Source organism: Bifidobacterium pseudolongum subsp. pseudolongum DSM 20099, assembly GCF_000771225.1.
Classification (GTDB): domain Bacteria; phylum Actinomycetota; class Actinomycetes; order Actinomycetales; family Bifidobacteriaceae; genus Bifidobacterium; species Bifidobacterium pseudolongum.
Genome location: NZ_JDTZ01000002.1, coordinates 394,498 through 412,159, shown reverse-complemented (window position 1 = coordinate 412,159; position 17,662 = coordinate 394,498). Strand labels below are relative to the sequence as shown.

Genomic DNA, 17,662 nt, shown 5'->3' with positions numbered 1-17,662 from the left:
AGTGGCACGCCGCATGGCCGCGCACTGATGTGGAAAGCCGGGAGGCCTGTGCCTTTCGCGGCGTTCTGTGCCGGTGCCCATTAGCAGGTTAAGTTACAAGTCAACGAATCGCTAGAAAGGGCGGAAGGCAATGGCGGGACAGAAAATCCGCATCAGGCTTAAGTCCTATGACCATGAGGTCATCGACCAATCGGCGAAGAAGATCGTCGAAACGGTGACGAACGCGGGCGCAACTGTGGTTGGCCCGGTTCCGCTCCCGACTGAGAAGAACGTATACTGCGTTATCCGCTCTCCTCACAAGTACAAGGATTCTCGCGAGCATTTCGAGATGCGCACGCACAAGCGTCTCATCGACATTGTGGATCCCACCCCCAAGGCTGTGGACTCCCTGATGCATATTGATCTGCCCGCAGATGTCAACATCGAGATCAAGCTGTAAGGGAGGAGGAGACCGCTATGTCACAGAACACGAATCGCACCGCTTTGCTCGGCAAGAAGCTCGGCATGTCGCAGGTGTGGGATGAAAACGGCTTCTTCGTCCCCGTCACCCTCGTCGACGTGTCCACCAACGTGGTCACCGCTGTGAAGAACGAGGAAACCGACGGCTACAAGGCCGTGCAGCTCGGCTACGGCCAGGTGGACCCGCGTAAGGTCACCAAGCCGATGCAGGGCCACTTCGCCAAGGCCGGCGTGACCCCGCGCCGTCACCTCGCCGAAGTGCGCACCGAGAACGTTGAGGATTTCCAGCCGGGCCAGGAACTGACCGCTGAGCTGTTCCCCGAAGGCACCCAGGTCGACGTGACCGGCACCACCAAGGGCAAGGGCTTCGCTGGCACCATCAAGCGCTGGGGCTTCAGGTCCTACCGCCGTACCCACGGTTCTCACAAGAACGAACGCCGTCCCGGTTCGGTCGGCGCATGCGCGACTCCGAGCCGTATCCTCAAGGGCAAGCGCATGGCTGGCCGCATGGGCCACGCCACCAACACCGTGCTGAACCTCACCGTCGTTTCCTCCGACGTTGAGAACGGCGTCATCGCCATCAAGGGAGCCATCCCCGGCCCCAAGGGCGGTATTGTGCTCGTCCGTTCTGCAGTGAAGGGAGCCTGATAAATCATGGCAAACGTTACTCTGAACGTCACCGACAACAAGGGCCAGGCTGCTGGCTCCATCGAAGCGCCGGCTGATTTCTTCGGCTTCTCCGCTGAAGAAGTGCAGGCCCACGTGCCGATGATCCATCAGGTGGTTGTGGCCCAGCTCGCCGCAGCTCGTCAGGGCACCCACGCGGTCAAGAACCGCGCCAAGGTCTCCGGCGGCGGCCGCAAGCCGTGGAAGCAGAAGGGCACCGGTCGCGCTCGTCAGGGCTCGATCCGCGCTCCGCAGTGGTACCATGGCGGCGTTGTGCACGGCCCGGTCCCGCGTGACTACAGCCAGCGCACCCCCAAGAAGATGAAGGCCGCGGCACTCAAGTATGTGCTCTCCGATCGCGTGAACAACGGTCGCGTGGCAGTGGTCGACTTCGGCATCACCGAACCTTCGACCAAGGCCGCCCTCGCCGCTCTGAACCCGATCGTGGCCGACAACTTCACCACCGTTGTGCTGTCCCGCGACAACATCAACGAATGGCTCTCGGTCCGCAACATTCCGACTGTTCACCCGATCTTCGCCGATCAGCTCAACACCTACGACGTGGTTACCGCGCAGTACGTGGTGTTCTCGAAGGAAGGCTACGAAGCGTTCCTCGAGGCGAAGAAGCCGGCAGAAAAGGAGGCCTGATTTTCATGGTCGCAGTTCACAAGCCAGCTCATGACATCATCCTCAAGCCCGTTGTCTCCGAGAAGAGCTACGCCCTGTCCGATATGGGCCAGTACACCTTCGTGGTGGCCCCGAACGCGAACAAGGTGCAGATCAAGCAGGCAATCGAGGAGATCTTCAAGGTCAAGGTGACGAACGTCAACACCCTCAACCGTGCAGGCAAGCGCACGCGCACCCGCACCGGTTACGGCCGCCGCGCCAACGAGAAGCGCGCAATCGTGACCGTGGCTGAGGGCCAGTCGATCGACATCTTCGGTAACTGAAGGTTAGCCGAGAAAAGTTAAAGGAAGAACTAGATTATGGCTATCCGCGTTTATAAGCCGACGACTCCGGGCCGCCGCAACGCGTCCGTGTCGGATTTCTCCGATCTCACGCGCTCCACGCCTGAGAAGTCGCTCGTACGCAAGAAAAGCAAGACTGGCGGCCGCAACTCTTACGGCCGTATGACCTCCCGCCATCGCGGCGGTGGCCATAAGCGCCAGTACCGTCTCATCGACTTCCGTCGTTGGGACAAGGACGGCGTGCCGGCGCGCGTCGCCGAGATCGAATACGATCCGAACCGTTCCGCCCGCATCGCCCTGCTCAACTACGCAGACGGTGAGAAGCGCTACATCATCGCCCCGGAAGGCATCAAGCAGGGCGACCTGATTGAGACCGGCCCGAAGGCCGACATCAAGCCGGGCAACAACCTGCCGCTGCGCAACATCCCGACCGGTACCGTGGTGCACGCGATCGAACTCCGCCCGCTCGGCGGCGCGAAGATCGCCCGCTCCGCTGGTGCGGCCGTGCAGCTCGTTGCCAAGGACGGCGCCTACGCCCAGCTGCGTATGCCGTCTGGCGAAATCCGCAACGTGGACGCCCGCTGCCGTGCAACGGTCGGTGAGGTCGGCAACTCCGACCACGCCAACATCTCGCTCGGCAAGGCCGGTCGTGCACGCTGGCTCGGCAAGCGCCCGATCACCCGTGGTGAATCCATGAACCCGGTCGACCACCCGCACGGCGGTCGTACCCGCGGTGGCAAGCCGCCGGTCTCCCCGTGGGGCAAGGGCGAGGTTCGTACTCGCCGTCCGAAGAAGGCTTCGAACAAGATGATTGTTCGCCGCCGTCCTAATGGCAAGAACCGCAAGTAAGGGAGTGTCGAGTAGATGACTCGTAGCATCAAGAAGGGCCCCTTCGTCGACGCCCACCTGCAGAAGAAAGTCGACGAGCAGAACGAGAAGGGTACGCACAACGTCATCAAGACGTGGTCGCGCCGTTCGATGATCACCCCTGATTTCATCGGACACACCTTCGCAGTCCACGATGGCCGCAAGCATGTGCCGGTGTTCGTCACCGAAGCCATGGTCGGTCACAAGCTCGGTGAGTTCGCCCCCACGCGTACCTTCAAGGGCCACGTGAAGGACGACAAGAAGTCGCGCCGTTAATAGTAGGAGAGTAAAGACACATGGAAGCTAAAGCAATCGCACGTCACGTCCGCGTGACGCCGCGCAAGGCTCGCCGCATGGTCGACCTCATCCGAGGCAAGAAGGCGACCGATGCAATCACCATCCTCAAGTTCGCCCCTCAGGCCGCTGCACTGCCCGTGCTCAAGGTCCTGGAGAGCGCCATCGCCAACGAGCGCGTCAAGGCCGACAAGGCCGGCGAGCCGTTCCGCGAGAACGACCTGTACATCAAGGAGACCTATGTGGATGAGGGCGTGACGCTCAAGCGTTTCCGTGCTCGTGCACAGGGCCGTGCCGCTCGTATCAACAAGCGTACGAGCCACATCACGGTCGTTGTCGCCACCAAGGAAGGAGCCCGCTAAAGATGGGTCAGAAGATTAATCCCTTTGGCTATCGCCTGGGCATTACTGAGGACCATCGTTCGAAGTGGTTCTCCGATTCCAACAAGGCCGGCGAACGCTACCGCGATTTCGTGCTTGAAGACGACGCCATCCGCAAGGAGATGACGAAGGATCTCGAGCGCGCAGGCGTGTCCCGCATCATCATTGAGCGTACCCGTGACCGCGTGCGTGTGGACATCCACACCGCCCGCCCGGGCATCGTGATCGGCCGCCGTGGCGCCGAAGCCGAGCGCGTTCGCGCGAAGCTCGAGAAGCTCACCGGCAAGCAGGTCCAGCTCAACATCTTCGAAGTCAAGAACCCGGCGATCGACGCCCAGCTCGTCGCCCAGGGCATCGCCGAGCAGCTTACGAACCGCGTGACCTTCCGCCGCGCGATGCGTAAGGCTCAGCAGGATGCCATGCGCGCTGGCGCCAAGGGTATCCGCATCAAGCTCTCCGGCCGTCTCGGCGGCGCCGAGATGAGCCGCTCCGAGTTCTATCGCGAAGGCCGCGTCCCGCTGCAGACCCTCCGCGCTCTCATCGATTACGGTTTCTTCGAGGCCAAGACCACCTACGGTCGCATCGGTGTCAAGGTGTGGATCTACAAGGGCGACATGACCGAGCGCGAGTTCGAAGAGCTTCAGGCGCAGCAGGGCAACAACCGTGGTGGCCGCCGCGGCGATCGCCGTCCGCGCCGTGGCCAGCGCGGTGCTCAGCGCGGCAACCAGCAGAACCAGGTGAAGACCGGTGCCGACCAGCCGATCGAGGCCGAGGTCGCTTCCGACGCCACCGCTGCACCGTCTTCGGAAACTAAGGAGTGAGCTGAAGATGCTTATCCCAAAGAGGACAAAATATCGTAAGCAGCACCGTCCGGACCGCCACGGCATGTCCAAGGGCGGCAACGAGATCAACTTCGGTGATTTCGCCATCCAGGCCATGGCTCCGGCATATGTGACCAACCGTCAGATCGAGGCCGCCCGTATTGCCATGACGCGCTACATCAAGCGTGGCGGCAAGGTGTGGATCACGATCTTCCCGGATCGCCCGCTGACCAAGCACCCCCTCGGCGCCCGAATGGGTTCCGGTAAGGGCACCCCGGAATTCTGGATCGCCAATGTGCATCCGGGCCGCGTGATGTTCGAAATCGGTGGCGTGTCTGAGGATGTCGCTCGTGAGGCACTGCGCCGCGCAATCGACAAACTCCCTATGAAGTGCCGTGTTATTGCACGTGAAGGCGGTGACATCTGATGGCAGTCGGATCTACTGAATACACCATCCAGAACCTCAACGAGAAGACCAACGAAGAGATCGAAGGTTTCCTCAAGAAGTCCAAGGAAGAGCTGTTCAACCTGCGCTTCCAGCATGCGACCGGTCAGCTTGACAACACGGCCCGCCTCAAGGCTGTCAAGCGTGACATCGCCAGGATGTACACTGTTCTGCGTGAACGCGAGCTCGGCATCAGCCAGGCTCCGGCGGCAACCGAAACGAAAGCTGAGGAGAAGTAATGGCGCAAGAGCGTAACTCCCGCAAGGTTCGTCGCGGTTATGTCGTGTCCGATAAGATGGACAAGACCATTTCCGTGGAACTCGAACTTCGTACGACCCACCCGCTGTATGGCAAGGTCGTTCGTTCAACCCGCACGGTCAAGGCTCATGACGAACACAATGACGCTCACGTTGGCGACCTCGTGAGTATCATGGAGACTCGTCCACTGAGCAAGACCAAGCGTTGGCGTCTCGATACCATCATCGAGCGCGCTAAGTAATTAAGTTCGGCAAGGCTCGCTGGCTCACCCGGTACGTCCCCGTCCGCGGGACGTACCGGGTGATCAGGGAGAACCGGCTCGGCTAAGGAGAATCAATGATTCAGCAGGAAACGCGGCTTCATGTCGCCGACAACACGGGTGCCAAGGAACTCCTCTGCATCCGAGTGCTCGGCGGATCGAAGCGACGCTATGCCGGCATTGGCGACGTGATCGTCGCCTCCGTTAAGGACGCAATCCCTAACGGGTCGGTCAAGAAAGGCGACGTCGTCAAGGCAGTCGTCGTCCGTACAGTCAAGGAACGCCGTCGTGCAGACGGCTCCTACATCAAGTTCGACGAGAACGCTGCGGTTATTCTCGGCTCCGGCCGCGAACCGAAGGGCACTCGTATCTTCGGACCGGTTGGTCGTGAACTGCGTGACAAGCGCTTCATGCGTATCGTGTCCCTCGCCCCGGAGGTGATCTGAGATGGTAGCCAAGATCAAAAGCGGCGACCTAGTCAAGGTCATTCGCGGCAAGGATCGCGGTAAGGAAGGCACCGTCAAGCGCGTGCTCAAGGACGATCGGCTGATCGTCGAGGGCGTGCAGATGGTCAAGAAGCACGTGCGTGCAACGCAGCAGGGCCAGCAGTCCGGCATCGTCTCCGTCGAGGCGCCGATCCATCGCTCCAACGTGATGCTGATCGACCCGGAGACCAAGCAGCCGACTCGCGTTGGCGTTGTGATCAAGGAAGAGGCCCGCGACGGCAAGGTGAAGACCGTGCGCGTGCGCGTGGCCAAGAAGTCTGGAAAGGAGCTGGCATGAGCGAAGAAATCGTGAGCGAAGAGCTCGTCGTCGAAGCACCTCAGACTCCGCGCCTGAAGCAGGAGTACAAGGACGTCATCGTCCCTGAACTCGAGAAGGAATTCAAGCACGACAACCCGATGCAGATCCCCCGCATCGAGAAGGTTGTCGTGTCCATGGGCGTCGGCGCTGCGGCCCGCGACTCGAAGCTCATCGAGGGCGCTGTGCGCGATCTGACCGCAATCACCGGCCAGAAGCCGAAGATTACCAAGGCGAAGAAGTCCGTCGCGCAGTTCCATCTGCGTGAAGGCCAGGCCATCGGCGCGTACGTCACCCTGCGTGGCGACCGCATGTGGGAGTTCCTCGATCGTCTTCTCACGCTGGCGCTGCCGCGTATCCGCGATTTCCGCGGCATCAACGGCCACCAGTTCGACGGTCAGGGCAACTACAACTTCGGTCTGACCGAACAGTCCATGTTCCACGAGATCGATCCGGATTCGATCGATCACCAGCGCGGTATGGACATCACCGTTGTGACCAGCACCAAGGATGACGATGAGGCCTATGCTCTGCTCAAGGCCCTCGGATTCCCATTCAAGGAGAACTGAAATGGCAAAAACGTGTCTTAAGGTCAAGGCGCTGCGCAAGCCGAAGTTCAAGGTGCGCGCATACACCCGTTGCATGGTCTGCGGCCGTCCTCATTCCGTGTACCGCAAGTTCGGTCTGTGCCGTATCTGCCTTCGCGAGAAGGCGCACCGCGGCGAGCTGCCAGGCGTTACGAAGTCCAGTTGGTAAATATCGACGCTGAAGGTCCGCGGCTCATGTGGAACCAGGTTCCACAGGGCGGCGGAAACCACGGCGAGAAAGGGCGTTAGCCCAAATGACAATGACAGATCCAATCGCAGATATGCTTACGCGTCTGCGTAATGCGAGCGCGGCAAAGCACGAGACCGTGGATATGCCGTACTCCAAATTCAAGAAGAACATCGCTGAGATCCTGAAGCGCGAAGGCTACATTGCCGACTACACCGCCAAGGAAGCCCGCGTCGGCCAGACCCTTGAGGTCACCCTCAAGTACGGCCCGAACGGCGAGCGTTCCATTCAGGGCATCAAGCGCATCTCGAAGCCCGGCCTTCGCCGTTACGCGAAGTCCGACGCGCTTCCGATGCCGCTTGGCGGCCTCGGTATCGCCATCATCTCGACCAGCTCGGGACTGATGACCCAGAAGGAATGCCTCGACCGAGGCATCGGTGGCGAAATCGTCGCCTACGTTTGGTGAGAAAGGAGAGCTGAACATGGCATCGCATATTGGTAAGCTCCCGATCACCATTCCGGCGGGCGTCGAAGTCACAATCAATGGTCAGGAGTTCTCGGTCAAGGGACCGAAGGGCACTGATTCCTACACCATCCCTGAAGGCATCACCGCCAAGGTCGAAGGCAACGAGCTCATCGTGAGCGCCAACGACGACCTGCGTCCGACGCGCGCGAAGCACGGCCTGGCCCGCTCGATCATGGCTTCCATGGTCAAGGGCGTGCACGAAGGCTATACCAAGAGCCTTGACATCGTGGGCACTGGTTACCGCGCCCAGATGAAGGGCAAGGGCATCGAGTTCTCGCTTGGTTACTCCCACACGATCACTGTGGAACCGCCGGAAGGCATCGAGTTCGAACTGCCGAACCCGAATCAGGTAATCGTCAAGGGCACCGACAAGCAGGCCGTTGGCCAGGCTGCCGCGAACATCCGCAAGCTCCGCGCTCCAGAACCCTACAAGGGCAAGGGCATCAAGTACACGGATGAGCAGATCCGCCGCAAGGCTGGAAAGGCTGGTAAGTGATATGAGCGTTAAGATTTTCGGTAAAGGCAAGAAGGTTGCGCTGAAGCGTCGCCACGCTCGTATCCGTAAGCGCATCAACGGCACCGCCGAGCTCCCGCGCCTGGTGGTCACCCGTTCCAACCGTCATATGGTTGCCCAGATCGTCGACGACACCGTCGGCAAGACCTTGGTGAGCGAATCCACGCTGATGAGCGATTTCGCTGACTTCCAGGGCACCAAGACCGAAGCGGCCAAGCAGGTCGGCCTCCTGATCGCCAAGAAGGCTCAGGAAGCGGGCATCACCGCCGTTGTCTTCGATCGTGGCGGCAACCAGTACCATGGTCGCGTCGCAGCTGTTGCTGATGGCGCCCGCGAGGGAGGTCTTGCACTGTGAGCGACAACGAAAAGGAAACCCAAGTGGCTGAAGAGACTCAGAACACTCAGGCTACCGCCGAGTCCAACAACGAGGACCGCAAGAACAACCGTCGTGGCCAGCGTGGCGAAGGCCGCCGTGGCGAGCGTCGCAACCGTCGTGAGGAAAACCGCGGCGATGAGATGCTCGACCGTGTGGTGACCATCAACCGCGTGTCCAAGACCCACAAGGGCGGCCGTACGTTCAGCTTCGCGGCTCTCGTCGTGGTCGGTGACGGCAACGGCACCGTCGGCGTGGGCTATGGCAAGTCCCGTGAGGTCCCGGCGGCAATCGCCAAGGGCCAGCTGGACGCCAAGAAGCACCTGTTCAACGTTCCGCGCATCCGCGGCACCGTGACCCACCCGGTCATCGGCCACGACCACGCAGGCACCGTCCTGCTGCGCCCGGCCGCTCCCGGCACCGGCGTCATCGCCGGCGGTGCGGTCCGCGCCGTCATGGAATGCGCTGGCATTACCGACGTCCTGACCAAGTCGATGGGCTCCGCGACCGCCGTCAACGTGGTTCGCGCCACCGTCGATGCGCTCAAGCAGCTCGAGGACCCTGAGGAGATCGCGGCTCGCCGTGGCCTCTCCGTCCAGGAAGTCACCCCGGACGCCCTGCTGCGCGCACGCGCCGCAGGAATCGCCGAGGCCCGCAAGGCTCGCGAAGAGGCTCAGGCCAAGGCCGCCGCAAAGGATGGTGAGTGATGGCTAATCTGAAGATTACGCTTGTGCACGGCATGTGCCGTACCAATCAGAAGCAGCGCGCTACCGCGCAGTCGCTTGGCCTTCGCAAGATCGGCCAGACGGTTGAGCGTGAAGACAATTCAACGACCCGCGGCATGATCAATGTCGTGCGTCATCTGGTCAAGGTCGAGGAGGCTGAGTGATCATGGCAGAAGAAGAGACCACGATCCTGCAGATGCATGATCTCCGCCCGGCACCTGGCGCCAAGAAGGCCCGCACCCGCGTTGGCCGTGGTGAAGGTTCCAAGGGCAAGACCTCGGGCCGCGGCGACAAGGGCACCAAGAAGCGCTACCAGGTCCGCCCGGGCTTCGAAGGCGGTCAGCTCCCGCTGTACATGCGCCTTCCGAAGCTCCGTGGCTTCCGTAGCCCCTTCAAGAAGGAATACCAGGTCGTCAACATCGCGACCCTCGCCGAGCTGTTCCCGCAGGGCGGCGAAATCTCGGTCGCTGATCTGGTGGCCAAGGGCGCTGTGCGCGCCAACCGCCCGGTCAAGGTCCTCGGCGAAGGCGAGACCACCGTTGCGTTCACCCTCAAGGGTGTGAAGGCTTCGGCGTCCGCCAAGACGAAGATCGAAGCGGCCGGCGGCTCCATCAGCGAAGACTGATATGCAGTGAGGGCCGGAACACCGGCAGCTTGACCCCAAGCCGCCGTCGGCCCAACCAGACCCCCTCCGCCATGCAGTGTGGAGGGGGTCTTTTTTTTTATAGTTCCGCATCGATCGACTCACACCTCTGTGATGACTCGCGGAGAATGTGCGGAAATTCTATAGATTTCCATGCAACGGTGCGCATGGTAGATACGATGGGCTAAACTCAACGGTTAGAGTGTGTTTGTTATCCGTGTAATGCATGCGAATCAGTTAATTATGGGAGGGAACCCAAGGTGAGGACACTTATCCAGGCCTTTCGGACCAAGGAACTGAGGAACAAAATCCTCTTCGTCCTTGGCATGATCATCATTTACCGAATCGGCTCGTACATTCCGGCGCCAGGCGTCGACGAAACCGTCGTCAACAACTGCGTGACACAGATGAGCGGCAACTCCGAGAACTTCATCGGTCTGGTGAACCTGTTCTCCGGTGGCGCCATGCTGCAGCTGTCGATCTTCGCACTCGGTGTGATGCCGTACATCACCGCATCCATCGTGATCCAGCTGCTGCGTGTGGTGATTCCGCGCTTCGAGGCCCTGCACAAGGAAGGCCAGTCTGGCGAGGCGAAGCTCACCCAGTACACGCGTTACCTGACCATCGGCCTGGCCTTACTGCAGTCGTCCACGATCGTCGTGACCGCCAAGTCGGGCGCGCTGTTCAACTACCAGTGCTCGGGCATCATCCCGAACGACGACGTGTGGACCCTGATCGTCATGGTCCTCGTCATGACCGGCGGCACCGGCCTGATCATGTGGATGGCCGAGCTCATCACCGAAAAGGGCATTGGCCAGGGCATGTCAATCCTCATCTTCCTCTCCATCTGCTCCGGCTTCCTGCCGCAGCTATGGAACATCGGCTGGGGCACCAACGGCACCGACGGCAACTGGGCCAAGTTCGGCATCGTCACCGGCGTGCTGCTTGCGATCATGATCTTCGTCAACTATGTGGAACTCTCCCAGCGCCGTATCCCGGTGCAGTACACGCGCCGCATGATCGGCCGCAAGATGTACGGCGGATCCTCCACCTATCTGCCACTCAAGATCAATATGAGCGGCGTCATCCCGCCGATTTTCGCCTCGTCGATCCTGGCGATCCCCACGCTGATCTCGCAGTTCGGCAATGCCGAATCCGGCTGGGTGCAGTGGATCAACACGAATCTGGCCAATACCACCTCCGTGTGGTACATCTGCCTGTACGCCCTCATGATCGTGTTCTTCACGTTCTTCTACACCGAGATCACGTTCAACACCGATGAGACGGCGGACAACATGAAGCAGTATGGCGGTTTCATTCCCGGCATCCGCGCCGGCAACGCCACTGCCCGCTACCTGAAGTACGTCATCAACCGCTTGAACACCGTCGGCGCGGTCTACCTGCTCTTTGTGGCGCTGCTGCCGACTGTGCTCATCATGGCGCTCAACCTGAACGCGAATCTGCCGTTCGGTGGCACCACCATCCTGATCATCGCCGGCGTCGGCCTCGACACGCTGCGCCAGGCGAAGGCTCAAACCGAGCAGTACCAGTACGCTGGCTTCCTGTTCGACAACACGAGCCATATCGAAGGCAAGTGAGTATACCGTGGCCGGTGGTGCAAACCACCGGCCACGTATGCATATTCACCCAGCACCGGGCATCCGCGCCGGTATTGACCAAGTATGAAAGGACGATTCATGCGACTGCTGATCATGGGCCCCCAAGGTGTGGGCAAGGGTACGCAGGCTGCTCTGCTGAGCACGCACTACGACATTCCGGCCATCTCGACCGGCGACATCTTCCGCTTCAACATCAAGAACAAGACCCCGCTCGGCCTTGAGGCGCTCTCGTACACCGACAAGGGCGAACTCGTGCCCGACGAGCTGACGAACTCCATCGTCAAGGACCGCCTTGCGCAGGACGACGCCGCCAACGGCTGGATCCTCGATGGCTACCCGCGCAACGCTTCGCAGGTCGAGGCGCTCGACGCGATGCTCGAAGAGCTCGGTCAGCATCTCGACGCCGTGGTGGCGCTCGAAGCGAGCCGCGACGTGCTGCTCGAGCGCATGGAGAAGCGCGCCAAGGAGCAGGGCCGCTCCGACGACACGCCGGAAGTGATCGCCAAGCGTCTGGAGACCTATGAGAAGGAGACCGCCCCGCTGCTGGACATCTACAAGCAGCGCGGACTGCTCATCAGCGTGAACGGCGTGGGAGAGATCGACGAGATCAGCAACGCGATCATCGCCAAGCTCGACGCCAACGTGCAGGCGCGCTGACCTGCGCGACGGCAGCCTTTCCTCATTGTTGGGCCGGCGCGATCCCACAGGGCGCGCCGGCCCAACACATAAGGAATAGGGGTGCGCGCGGAGCGGTTATGCGTGGCGGGTGCGTATTACGACACGCCGAGTTTTGTTTGGCAGTGATTTCGTGTATTCTTGCAATTTGGTGTGTCTTCGGACACAGCAGTAATACAACCGAGGAACGGAACCAGAACCTATGGCAAAAGACGGTGTGATTGAAGTCGAAGGACGAGTAGTCGAGGCATTGCCAAACGCAATGTTCCGAGTCGAACTTGAGAACAAGCATATCGTGCTTGCCACCATTTCCGGCAAAATGCGCAAGAACTACATCCGTATCTTGCCGCAGGACCGCGTGGTGCTCGAGATGAGCCCGTACGATCTCAACCGTGGTCGTATTACGTACCGATACAAGTAAGGTACAACCAAAGTAAGGAACAACCATGAAGGTTAGCCCAAGTGTGAAGAGGATCTGCGAAAACTGCCGCGTGATCCGTCGCCACGGCCGCGTCATGGTGATTTGCACCAACCCGCGTCACAAGCAGCGTCAGGGCTGAGCAGATACCAGCGGCACAACAATCCAGGCACTAAGTCACAACCCCGCATGGGGCTGAACCCCGGGAACACAGGCCCGGGCCGGGAAACCGGGAGACTCGGTGCAAGACCTGTGTGAAACAGAAGGAATCGCAATGGCACGTCTTGCCGGAGTCGACATCCCCAATGACAAGCGCATCGAGATCGCGCTCACCTACATCTTCGGTGTAGGCCGCACTCGTGCGAAGGAAACCCTTGAAGCCACCGGCATCAACCCGGACACCCGCGTCAAGGACCTGACGGATGAGCAGCTCATCACGCTGCGTGATTACCTCGAGTCCAACTACAAGATCGAGGGCGACCTGCGTCGTGAGATCGACGCGGACATCCGTCGTAAGATTCAGATCAACTGCTACCAGGGCATGCGTCACCGTAAGGGACTCCCAGTGCGCGGACAGCGCACCAAGACCAACGCGCGTACCCGCAAGGGACCGAAGCGTACGGTCGCTGGAAAGAAGAAGGCCACCAAGTAATAGGTGAGTCCTCAGCTGCGGCCACGGCGACCACCATCGCCGCAGCAACAAACAAGAGTTCGTTACAAGGAAACGAGGGTCAATGGCAGCTCAAAAGCAGGCCGCGCGCAAGACTCGTCGCCGCGATCGCAAGTCGATCCCGGTCGGTCAGGCGCACATCAAGTCAACGTTTAACAACACCATCATTTCGATCACCGATCCTTCGGGCGCAGTCGTGTCCTGGGCTTCCGGTGGCGACGTCGGTTTCAAGGGCTCCCGCAAGTCCACGCCGTACGCTGCAGGCATGGCAGCTGAATCCGCGGCCCGCAAGGCCATGGAACACGGCGTCAAGAAGGTTGACGTCTTCGTCAAGGGCCCGGGTTCCGGCCGTGAGACCGCCATCCGTTCCCTGCAGTCCGCGGGCCTCGAAGTCGGTTCCATCACCGATGTGACCCCACAAGCGTTCAACGGCGTTCGTCCCCCGAAGCGTCGTCGCGTCTGAGCACTAGACAATCCCATCCATCCAAAGCCGCTTGAGACCGGTGAGTGCACCACCGGCCGAAGCTGAAAGGATAACCACAGTGCTTATCGCACAGCGTCCGACACTTACCGAGGAATCCCTGAACCCTCAGCGTTCCCGTTTCATCATCGAGCCTCTCGAACCTGGGTTCGGCTATACGCTTGGCAATTCGCTGCGCCGCACCCTCCTGAGCTCGATTCCGGGAGCGGCTGTGACTTCGGTGCGTATCTCCGGCGCCCTGCATGAGTTCACCACTCTGCCGGGTGTGGAAGAAGACGTCACTGAAATTCTGCTGAACATCAAGGGCATCGTGCTCACCAGCGAATACGATGAGCCGGTTGTCATGTATCTGCGCAAGAGCGGCAAGGGTGAGGCCACCGCGGGGGACATCACCCCGCCGGCCGGCGTGACCATCGCCAACCCGCAGATGCATATCGCAACGCTCGCCGATGACGGCGAACTCGAGATCGAGTTCACCGTTGAGCGCGGCCGCGGTTATGTGCCTGCCCAGATGAACAAGCAGGATGGCGATGAAATCGGCCGCATCCCGGTCGATTCCATCTATTCCCCAGTGCTCAAGGTGAGCTACAAGGTCGAAGCCACGCGCGTGGAACAGCGCACCGACTTCGATCGGCTCATCCTGGACGTGGAGACCAAGCCCGCCATCTCCCCGCGTGATGCCATGGCGTCCGCAGGATCGACGCTTGTCGAGCTCTTCGGCCTGTGCCGCGAGCTCAACACCCAGGCAGAGGGCGTCGAAGTCGGCCCGGCACCAGTTGTCGAAGAGGCCGATCCGGAGATGTCCGTTCCGATCGAGGACCTCAACCTCACGCAGCGCAGCTACAACTGCCTCAAGCGCGAGGGCATCCACACGGTCGGCGAGCTGGTCAACCACACGGAGCAGGATCTGCTCGACATCCGTAATTTCGGCATGAAGTCCATCGATGAGGTCAAAGAGAAGCTGCAGTCCCTCGGGCTTGCGCTCAAGGCCTCGCCGCTCGGCTTCGACGCCACCAATCTCGAAGGCGGCACGTTCTTCTCGCCAGAAGACGAGTAAACCACCTTCGACACAACCGCTTCGACGGTCTCGGATGTTCGGGCTCATGCCCACCTGAGCCGGCGGGGCAATCAAGGAGAAACCAATGCCAACACCTAAGAAAGGCCCACGTCTGGCTTCCAGCCCGGCACATGAGCGCCTGATGCTCGCGAATATGGCCACGAGCCTGTTCATGCACGGCCGCATCACCACTACGCTGCCGAAGGCCAAGCGCCTTCGCCCGCTGGCCGAGCGCCTGATCACCTTCGCCAAGCGCGGTGACCTGCACTCCCGCCGCCGCGTGATGCGCGTGATTCGCAACAAGTCCGTGGTGCACAAGCTGTTCACGCAGATCGCAGAGCAGATGGAGCAGCGCGAAGGCGGCTACACCCGCATCGTCAAGATCGCTCCGCGCAAGGGCGATTCGGCGCCTGCGGCGATCATCGAGCTCGTCACCGAGCCGGTGAGCCCCAAGAAGGCCGTCGTCAAGGAAGCAGAGGCAGCCACCAAGGTTGCCGCAGACCAGGCTCCGGTCGAGGCTGAAGCCAACGAAGCCGAACAGGCTGAGTGAGTCTGACCACAGACTGCGCAGGGCTGGAATCCGCAAGGGTTCCAGCCCTGTTCGTTTCTCCGCCGTGCGCCGCAGTAGCGCGCCGTTGCTAGACTCGTGCACCATGGTTCGTCTGCGTATAGATCTGGGTTACGACGGGTTCTCATTCAACGGCTGGGCCGCTCAGCCTGGCAAACGCACGGTGCAGGGGGAAGTCGAAGCCGCGTTGGAGCGCGTGCTATGCGGCATGCGGCCGGACGGTGCCGCGCAAGCGGACGGGCGCACGCCACTGCCTCATCTTGTGGTGGCCGGCCGTACCGATGCGGGCGTGCACGCCGCGCATCAGGTGTGCCATGTCGACGTGACCGAGGCGCAGCTCGCGCGCTGTGTCGGCCACATGCGCACCGAGCCGGTACGGGCGCTCGAATTGCGGCTGCAGCGCATGATGCCCGGCGATATCGCGATCCACCGCGTCTCCGTCGCGCCGGCAGGCTTTGACGCGCGCTTCTCCGCGCTCGAGCGCACGTACGTCTACCGCATCTGCGACGACCCCAGCGCATGGGACCCGCGCCAGCAGAGCTATGTGTGGCTCACTGACCAGCGGCTCGACGAATCCGCGATGAACGAGGCCGCCGCGTGCACGATCGGACTGCACGATTTCGGCTCGTTCGCCATTGCCAATCCCGGTGGCACCACAATCCGCGACGTCAAAACCGCGTATTGGAGCCGTGTGCCCACGCGCCCGCTCATCGCTGACCCGCGCGGGGAGCGCTACCGTACGCCGGCGATGGAATCCGGACTGCTCTGTTTTACGATCGTGGCCGACGCGTTCGCGCGCAACATGGTGCGTTCGCTCGTCAACGGCTGTGTACAGGTGGGACTCGGCAAGCGCACCGTCGGCTGGTTTGCCGATAAGATTGCCACGCCATTGCGCGAAGGCTCGACCGGACCGATCGCGCCGGAAGGCCTCACGCTCGAGCACATAGAGTACCCGGCAGAGGGTGAACTCGCTTCGCGCGCCGAGAAAATACGTGCACGCCGGACGCTTCCTGATCAGCCTGCCGTATGAGCCGGTGGATGGCTTGTGGCGCCTGTGCACATTCCCGGTGGATTGTGGACGGGCGGGTGAATCATTCCACATATCCACATGTGTGTATGTGGATGTGTGGTGATTGAGCCGTGGCACATGCTCCGCCCTGTATTGACCAATATCACACGTGCGATGCCAGATAAACCGGTCATATAGGCCGATGAACGGCAGGGGAGTCCGGAAAACAAAAAGGGTTTTTGGCACGAACCAAAAACCCTAGGGGCGGATGAGGCGAGATTCGAACTCGCGGAGGGGGTTGCCCTCACACGCTTTCGAGGCGTGCTCCTTAGACCGCTCGGACACTCATCCTTTGCTGCAATCAAGCAACTTATTCATTATGCCACAAGCTGCACCCACGTCAAATCCATGGGCATGTCGCGTGTTGTAACCACACCCAAGCCAGCCGCTCATCACTCATCATCATCCGCGGCGAACACCGCATAGTCACTGCTCGGATACCCCAGATCGAACGCGGTATAGGCGTGCGTGGCGGCGAGCAGCGAAAGCTGCAACAGCCCCTGCTGTGCCTGCTGCACGGCGTTCGCGTCATCCGGCAGCTCCATCGTGCGCGTGGACTGCGCGATCGCCTGCATCTCCTCACGCGCGCATGACATCTCCACAACGGCCACGGTGTTGGCGCGCAATCCGTTCACCGGGTCGGTCACGTTGGCGCTGTGCGCGAGCAGCTCGTCGGTGCCGTACAGCTTCTGCCGCAGGTCGCGCGCGCCGTTGGACAACTGCATCATCTGCGAGGCCGCTTGCTTGTGGTTCTCGCTCATCGCGAGCAGTGTGCCGTCTTCGGCGAGCGGTGTGGTCCGCGCGTCGCGCGCCACACCGCTCACGAACCGCCCCGCAAGCACTTCGGTGGCGAATCCCGCGCGGTCGTCGGCGAGCGCGGCCTGTGCCAGTGCATCGCCGCCGACCGACACGCTGGCCACACTATCGAGCCGCGTGACGGTCAGTGGTTGGCTGTTCGCTCCCAGCATACGCGCGAGCTGTTGCGTGCGGTACTGCATCTGCGCGCTGCGCATCGTGCCTTCGGCAAAGCGCAGCGGGCACTGCACCGCCACGTCGAGCCAGTCGTGCTGCGCCTGCTTCGCCGCCACATACCGCATCGTGATCGGCGAGTCCGCGCTCGTGGCGCGCTCGGTGCCAGCCGAAGCCGCCTCGACCGCGGATTCGCACGGGCTGAGCCGCTGCTCCGACTCCGCGCGCCCCGCAAGCCGCGGCGCGGCGCAGCCGGCGAGCATGCACACCGCAAGCAGACAGCTCAGAGCGGCCGCGAGTCGCGAATGGTGGGCGCGGTGTGCATACAACAGATATGGGCGTGTCGGCATGAATCACTACAGT

At 61.4% G+C, this 17,662-nt stretch carries 31 protein-coding genes and 1 tRNA gene; 30 read left to right on the top strand and 2 right to left on the bottom strand.

The window, feature by feature from the left end:
• The first annotated feature begins 130 nt into the window (after positions 1-130).
• The 30 genes from rpsJ to OU02_RS01755 all read left to right on the top strand — a co-directional run bounded on the left by rpsJ (position 131) and on the right by OU02_RS01755 (position 16,291).
• Entirely contained in the window at positions 131-439 is a 309-nt protein-coding gene (gene rpsJ / locus OU02_RS01895) for a 30S ribosomal protein S10 (RefSeq protein ID WP_004268570.1), read from the top strand.
• 17 nt (positions 440-456) lie between these two features.
• Complete coding sequence (gene rplC / locus OU02_RS01890; protein ID WP_033488461.1) at positions 457-1,107, top strand: 50S ribosomal protein L3; 651 nt, start codon at positions 457-459, stop codon at positions 1,105-1,107.
• A gap of 6 nt (positions 1,108-1,113) precedes the next feature.
• The gene (gene rplD / locus OU02_RS01885) at positions 1,114-1,773 is read left to right on the top strand and encodes a 50S ribosomal protein L4 (protein WP_026643540.1); all 660 of its coding nucleotides are present in this window, start codon (positions 1,114-1,116) and stop codon (positions 1,771-1,773) included.
• Positions 1,774-1,778: 5 nt separating this feature from the next.
• The gene (gene rplW / locus OU02_RS01880) at positions 1,779-2,075 is read left to right on the top strand and encodes a 50S ribosomal protein L23 (RefSeq protein ID WP_022858215.1); all 297 of its coding nucleotides are present in this window, start codon (positions 1,779-1,781) and stop codon (positions 2,073-2,075) included.
• Between the two features lie 36 nt (positions 2,076-2,111).
• Positions 2,112-2,942, top strand: coding sequence for a 50S ribosomal protein L2 (gene rplB, locus OU02_RS01875; protein WP_033488460.1), 831 nt, complete (start codon positions 2,112-2,114; stop codon positions 2,940-2,942).
• Positions 2,943-2,957: 15 nt separating this feature from the next.
• On the top strand, positions 2,958-3,236 hold the full coding sequence (gene rpsS / locus OU02_RS01870; protein WP_022858217.1) for a 30S ribosomal protein S19: 279 nt from the start codon (positions 2,958-2,960) through the stop codon (positions 3,234-3,236).
• A gap of 20 nt (positions 3,237-3,256) precedes the next feature.
• Complete coding sequence (gene rplV / locus OU02_RS01865; RefSeq protein ID WP_022858218.1) at positions 3,257-3,616, top strand: 50S ribosomal protein L22; 360 nt, start codon at positions 3,257-3,259, stop codon at positions 3,614-3,616.
• Between the two features lie 2 nt (positions 3,617-3,618).
• Positions 3,619-4,455, top strand: a complete 837-nt coding sequence (rpsC, locus tag OU02_RS01860) for a 30S ribosomal protein S3 (RefSeq protein WP_022858219.1) — start codon at positions 3,619-3,621, stop codon at positions 4,453-4,455.
• A gap of 7 nt (positions 4,456-4,462) precedes the next feature.
• A complete protein-coding gene (rplP, locus tag OU02_RS01855) occupies positions 4,463-4,882 on the top strand; it encodes a 50S ribosomal protein L16 (RefSeq protein ID WP_022858220.1) in 420 nt (139 codons plus the stop codon).
• On the top strand, positions 4,882-5,139 hold the full coding sequence (gene rpmC, locus OU02_RS01850) for a 50S ribosomal protein L29 (protein WP_022858221.1): 258 nt from the start codon (positions 4,882-4,884) through the stop codon (positions 5,137-5,139). Before rplP ends, rpmC begins: the two co-directional genes overlap by 1 nt.
• Positions 5,139-5,399 carry a 30S ribosomal protein S17 gene (gene rpsQ / locus OU02_RS01845; protein ID WP_022858222.1) on the top strand — a complete coding sequence of 87 codons (261 nt, stop codon included), beginning with the start codon at positions 5,139-5,141 and terminating at the stop codon, positions 5,397-5,399. Before rpmC ends, rpsQ begins: the two co-directional genes overlap by 1 nt.
• Positions 5,400-5,494: 95 nt before the next feature.
• Positions 5,495-5,863 (top strand): 50S ribosomal protein L14, encoded by a 369-nt coding sequence (rplN, locus tag OU02_RS01840; protein WP_022858223.1) that lies wholly within the window; start codon positions 5,495-5,497, stop codon positions 5,861-5,863.
• 1 nt (position 5,864) lies between these two features.
• Positions 5,865-6,200 (top strand): 50S ribosomal protein L24, encoded by a 336-nt coding sequence (gene rplX, locus OU02_RS01835; RefSeq protein ID WP_022858224.1) that lies wholly within the window; start codon positions 5,865-5,867, stop codon positions 6,198-6,200.
• Complete coding sequence (gene rplE / locus OU02_RS01830; protein ID WP_033488459.1) at positions 6,197-6,787, top strand: 50S ribosomal protein L5; 591 nt, start codon at positions 6,197-6,199, stop codon at positions 6,785-6,787. Before rplX ends, rplE begins: the two co-directional genes overlap by 4 nt.
• A gap of 1 nt (position 6,788) precedes the next feature.
• Positions 6,789-6,974 carry a type Z 30S ribosomal protein S14 gene (locus OU02_RS01825; RefSeq protein ID WP_004268593.1) on the top strand — a complete coding sequence of 62 codons (186 nt, stop codon included), beginning with the start codon at positions 6,789-6,791 and terminating at the stop codon, positions 6,972-6,974.
• A gap of 85 nt (positions 6,975-7,059) precedes the next feature.
• Complete coding sequence (gene rpsH, locus OU02_RS01820; protein ID WP_022858226.1) at positions 7,060-7,458, top strand: 30S ribosomal protein S8; 399 nt, start codon at positions 7,060-7,062, stop codon at positions 7,456-7,458.
• 16 nt (positions 7,459-7,474) lie between these two features.
• On the top strand, positions 7,475-8,014 hold the full coding sequence (rplF, locus tag OU02_RS01815; RefSeq protein WP_033488458.1) for a 50S ribosomal protein L6: 540 nt from the start codon (positions 7,475-7,477) through the stop codon (positions 8,012-8,014).
• A gap of 1 nt (position 8,015) precedes the next feature.
• Positions 8,016-8,387, top strand: coding sequence for a 50S ribosomal protein L18 (gene rplR, locus OU02_RS01810; protein ID WP_022858228.1), 372 nt, complete (start codon positions 8,016-8,018; stop codon positions 8,385-8,387).
• Complete coding sequence (gene rpsE, locus OU02_RS01805; protein WP_033488457.1) at positions 8,384-9,112, top strand: 30S ribosomal protein S5; 729 nt, start codon at positions 8,384-8,386, stop codon at positions 9,110-9,112. Before rplR ends, rpsE begins: the two co-directional genes overlap by 4 nt.
• Positions 9,112-9,294 (top strand): 50S ribosomal protein L30, encoded by a 183-nt coding sequence (gene rpmD / locus OU02_RS01800; RefSeq protein WP_022858230.1) that lies wholly within the window; start codon positions 9,112-9,114, stop codon positions 9,292-9,294. Before rpsE ends, rpmD begins: the two co-directional genes overlap by 1 nt.
• Positions 9,295-9,296: 2 nt before the next feature.
• Complete coding sequence (gene rplO, locus OU02_RS01795) at positions 9,297-9,755, top strand: 50S ribosomal protein L15 (RefSeq protein ID WP_033488580.1); 459 nt, start codon at positions 9,297-9,299, stop codon at positions 9,753-9,755.
• A gap of 278 nt (positions 9,756-10,033) precedes the next feature.
• Complete coding sequence (gene secY, locus OU02_RS01790) at positions 10,034-11,371, top strand: preprotein translocase subunit SecY (protein WP_033488456.1); 1,338 nt, start codon at positions 10,034-10,036, stop codon at positions 11,369-11,371.
• A gap of 99 nt (positions 11,372-11,470) precedes the next feature.
• Positions 11,471-12,049 (top strand): adenylate kinase, encoded by a 579-nt coding sequence (locus OU02_RS01785; protein ID WP_033488455.1) that lies wholly within the window; start codon positions 11,471-11,473, stop codon positions 12,047-12,049.
• Positions 12,050-12,269: 220 nt separating this feature from the next.
• Entirely contained in the window at positions 12,270-12,488 is a 219-nt protein-coding gene (gene infA, locus OU02_RS01780; protein ID WP_004268611.1) for a translation initiation factor IF-1, read from the top strand.
• Positions 12,489-12,513: 25 nt separating this feature from the next.
• Positions 12,514-12,627: a 50S ribosomal protein L36 gene (rpmJ, locus tag OU02_RS08465; RefSeq protein WP_003814578.1), complete on the top strand. Its 114-nt coding sequence runs from the start codon at positions 12,514-12,516 to the stop codon at positions 12,625-12,627.
• 132 nt (positions 12,628-12,759) lie between these two features.
• Complete coding sequence (gene rpsM, locus OU02_RS01775) at positions 12,760-13,137, top strand: 30S ribosomal protein S13 (RefSeq protein WP_022858234.1); 378 nt, start codon at positions 12,760-12,762, stop codon at positions 13,135-13,137.
• Positions 13,138-13,219: 82 nt separating this feature from the next.
• The gene (gene rpsK, locus OU02_RS01770; protein ID WP_004268616.1) at positions 13,220-13,618 is read left to right on the top strand and encodes a 30S ribosomal protein S11; all 399 of its coding nucleotides are present in this window, start codon (positions 13,220-13,222) and stop codon (positions 13,616-13,618) included.
• A gap of 79 nt (positions 13,619-13,697) precedes the next feature.
• Positions 13,698-14,693 carry a DNA-directed RNA polymerase subunit alpha gene (locus OU02_RS01765; RefSeq protein ID WP_033488454.1) on the top strand — a complete coding sequence of 332 codons (996 nt, stop codon included), beginning with the start codon at positions 13,698-13,700 and terminating at the stop codon, positions 14,691-14,693.
• A gap of 85 nt (positions 14,694-14,778) precedes the next feature.
• Entirely contained in the window at positions 14,779-15,243 is a 465-nt protein-coding gene (gene rplQ, locus OU02_RS01760) for a 50S ribosomal protein L17 (protein ID WP_033488453.1), read from the top strand.
• Between the two features lie 103 nt (positions 15,244-15,346).
• A complete protein-coding gene (locus OU02_RS01755; protein WP_033488452.1) occupies positions 15,347-16,291 on the top strand; it encodes a tRNA pseudouridine synthase A in 945 nt (314 codons plus the stop codon).
• Positions 16,292-16,535: 244 nt separating this feature from the next.
• Here OU02_RS01755 and OU02_RS01750 read toward each other — a convergent pair.
• A tRNA-Ser gene (locus OU02_RS01750) sits at positions 16,536-16,621 on the bottom strand.
• A 101-nt stretch (positions 16,622-16,722) separates the two neighbouring features.
• Entirely contained in the window at positions 16,723-17,649 is a 927-nt protein-coding gene (locus OU02_RS01745) for a hypothetical protein (RefSeq protein ID WP_152593124.1), read from the bottom strand.
• Positions 17,650-17,662: the final 13 nt, after the last annotated feature.

Bases quoted from the DNA above. Each gene is read 5' to 3' on its own strand.
- rplP (WP_022858220.1), top strand. From the start codon at position 4,463: ATGCTTATCCCAAAGAGGACAAAATATCGTAAGCAGCACCGTCCGGAC.
- rplX (WP_022858224.1), top strand. From the start codon at position 5,865: ATGGTAGCCAAGATCAAAAGCGGCGACCTAGTCAAGGTCATTCGCGGC.
- rpsQ (WP_022858222.1), top strand. From the start codon at position 5,139: ATGGCGCAAGAGCGTAACTCCCGCAAGGTTCGTCGCGGTTATGTCGTG.
- rplC (WP_033488461.1), top strand. From the start codon at position 457: ATGTCACAGAACACGAATCGCACCGCTTTGCTCGGCAAGAAGCTCGGC.
- rplB (WP_033488460.1), top strand. From the start codon at position 2,112: ATGGCTATCCGCGTTTATAAGCCGACGACTCCGGGCCGCCGCAACGCG.
- rplR (WP_022858228.1), top strand. From the start codon at position 8,016: ATGAGCGTTAAGATTTTCGGTAAAGGCAAGAAGGTTGCGCTGAAGCGT.
- rpsJ (WP_004268570.1), top strand. From the start codon at position 131: ATGGCGGGACAGAAAATCCGCATCAGGCTTAAGTCCTATGACCATGAG.
- rpsM (WP_022858234.1), top strand. From the start codon at position 12,760: ATGGCACGTCTTGCCGGAGTCGACATCCCCAATGACAAGCGCATCGAG.
- rpsS (WP_022858217.1), top strand. From the start codon at position 2,958: ATGACTCGTAGCATCAAGAAGGGCCCCTTCGTCGACGCCCACCTGCAG.
- rpmJ (WP_003814578.1), top strand. From the start codon at position 12,514: ATGAAGGTTAGCCCAAGTGTGAAGAGGATCTGCGAAAACTGCCGCGTG.
- rpmC (WP_022858221.1), top strand. From the start codon at position 4,882: ATGGCAGTCGGATCTACTGAATACACCATCCAGAACCTCAACGAGAAG.
- rplE (WP_033488459.1), top strand. From the start codon at position 6,197: ATGAGCGAAGAAATCGTGAGCGAAGAGCTCGTCGTCGAAGCACCTCAG.
- rplQ (WP_033488453.1), top strand. From the start codon at position 14,779: ATGCCAACACCTAAGAAAGGCCCACGTCTGGCTTCCAGCCCGGCACAT.
- rplV (WP_022858218.1), top strand. From the start codon at position 3,257: ATGGAAGCTAAAGCAATCGCACGTCACGTCCGCGTGACGCCGCGCAAG.
- rpmD (WP_022858230.1), top strand. From the start codon at position 9,112: ATGGCTAATCTGAAGATTACGCTTGTGCACGGCATGTGCCGTACCAAT.
- OU02_RS01825 (WP_004268593.1), top strand. From the start codon at position 6,789: ATGGCAAAAACGTGTCTTAAGGTCAAGGCGCTGCGCAAGCCGAAGTTC.
- OU02_RS01755 (WP_033488452.1), top strand. From the start codon at position 15,347: ATGGTTCGTCTGCGTATAGATCTGGGTTACGACGGGTTCTCATTCAAC.
- rpsK (WP_004268616.1), top strand. From the start codon at position 13,220: ATGGCAGCTCAAAAGCAGGCCGCGCGCAAGACTCGTCGCCGCGATCGC.
- rplD (WP_026643540.1), top strand. From the start codon at position 1,114: ATGGCAAACGTTACTCTGAACGTCACCGACAACAAGGGCCAGGCTGCT.
- infA (WP_004268611.1), top strand. From the start codon at position 12,270: ATGGCAAAAGACGGTGTGATTGAAGTCGAAGGACGAGTAGTCGAGGCA.
- OU02_RS01745 (WP_152593124.1), bottom strand. From the start codon at position 17,649: ATGCCGACACGCCCATATCTGTTGTATGCACACCGCGCCCACCATTCG.
- OU02_RS01785 (WP_033488455.1), top strand. From the start codon at position 11,471: ATGCGACTGCTGATCATGGGCCCCCAAGGTGTGGGCAAGGGTACGCAG.
- rplW (WP_022858215.1), top strand. From the start codon at position 1,779: ATGGTCGCAGTTCACAAGCCAGCTCATGACATCATCCTCAAGCCCGTT.
- rplF (WP_033488458.1), top strand. From the start codon at position 7,475: ATGGCATCGCATATTGGTAAGCTCCCGATCACCATTCCGGCGGGCGTC.
- rpsC (WP_022858219.1), top strand. From the start codon at position 3,619: ATGGGTCAGAAGATTAATCCCTTTGGCTATCGCCTGGGCATTACTGAG.
- rplO (WP_033488580.1), top strand. From the start codon at position 9,297: ATGGCAGAAGAAGAGACCACGATCCTGCAGATGCATGATCTCCGCCCG.
- rpsH (WP_022858226.1), top strand. From the start codon at position 7,060: ATGACAATGACAGATCCAATCGCAGATATGCTTACGCGTCTGCGTAAT.
- rplN (WP_022858223.1), top strand. From the start codon at position 5,495: ATGATTCAGCAGGAAACGCGGCTTCATGTCGCCGACAACACGGGTGCC.